The sequence below is a fragment of the Pseudomonas rubra genome, from assembly GCF_028656935.1.
Lineage (GTDB): Bacteria > Pseudomonadota > Gammaproteobacteria > Pseudomonadales > Pseudomonadaceae > Aquipseudomonas > Aquipseudomonas rubra.
Genome location: NZ_JAMDGZ010000064.1, coordinates 1 through 1,256, shown reverse-complemented (window position 1 = coordinate 1,256; position 1,256 = coordinate 1). Strand labels below are relative to the sequence as shown.

Sequence of the window (1,256 nt, the reverse complement as noted above, 5' to 3'; positions counted from 1 at the left end):
ATGGGCCTGTCCCGTGACAACGGACGCCAAGAAGCAATACTTGAATTGCTCTCTTGGAGGTTGCCATGTATCCATCTACTCGCCGTAAGTACACTGATGAGTTCAAAACCCAAGCGGTTGCGCTAGCTGAAAGTGTTGGCAGAACCGAAGCTGCCCGCCAGCTAGAGATGTCCGTCAAAACGCTCGATAACTGGATGGATGCCACGCGCAGAGGCGATCCGTTGAGCTCGCCCGAGCGCAAGCCCATCACCAAACACGACAGTGAGCTTGCCCGCCTTCGGGCCGAGGTTGCCGAGCTGAAAATGGAGCGTGAAATCCTAAAAAAAGCGACGGTATTCTTTGCCAAAGAGTCCAGGTGAGATACGCCTTCGTCGCTACTGAACGGACTCAATACCCGGTACGTGTGTTGTGTCGGGTAGTGGAAGTCTCAGTTTCAGGTTTTTACGACTACACGCACCGTCAGTCTCGCCCTGATCCTGACGCTCAAATTCGCATTGCGTTGCGTAGCGCTTATGCGGCCAGTCGAAACACCTATGGCCGGCCAAGGCTAGTGGCAGCCTTGCGCCAGAAATCGCACGCAGTCGGCCACAAACGGGTTAGGCGGTTGATGCAGGAGGAGCGGATACAGGGCAAGTCCAAAAGCGGTTTCAGGCCCTGTACCACCGACAGCCGCCACCAGTTACCGGCTGCAAGCAATGTGCTAGCTCGTCAGTTTTCCATCGATAACCCCACGCCTACCTGGGTCAGCGATATCACCTACCTCCCAACCAAGGAAGGTTGGTTGTATCTGGCCATAGTTTTGAGCATCCAGACCCGCCAGGTACTCGGCTATAGCTTGTCGGACCGAATGCCTGACGAGCTGGTCGAGAGCGCATTCCTGAATGCCTGGGGCGCCTGCTCTGGTACCAGCGGAGCAGTATTTCACTCCGACCAGGGCCGTCAGTACGCAAGCAGCAAGTTCCGTCTGACGTTGGCCAAGAAGGACTTCAAACAGAGCATGAGCCGAAAGGGAAATTGTTGGGACAACGCGGTGGCCGAGAGCTTTTTCGCTACGCTGAAAAGAGAGGAGGCTTGTGGCGTCTACCCCACCAAAAAACAGGCACAGCAATCGATCGCCAGCTACGTGCATGGTTTTTACAACAGCAGTCGCCTGCACTCAGCGCTTGGCTACCGTTCTCCGAACGAATATGCCAAACGCTTGAAGCAGCAGACTGGATAGCCAGCTTCTTGGCGTCCGTTATCACGGGACAGGCCCA

2 protein-coding genes are annotated in these 1,256 nt (G+C 55.6%); both read left to right on the top strand.

What is annotated here, in order from left to right:
- Positions 1-65: 65 nt before the first annotated feature.
- Complete coding sequence (locus M5G17_RS24405; RefSeq protein ID WP_273895424.1) at positions 66-359, top strand: transposase; 294 nt, start codon at positions 66-68, stop codon at positions 357-359.
- Positions 356-1,219, top strand: coding sequence for an IS3 family transposase (locus M5G17_RS24400; RefSeq protein ID WP_273895423.1), 864 nt, complete (start codon positions 356-358; stop codon positions 1,217-1,219). Before M5G17_RS24405 ends, M5G17_RS24400 begins: the two co-directional genes overlap by 4 nt.
- Positions 1,220-1,256: the final 37 nt, after the last annotated feature.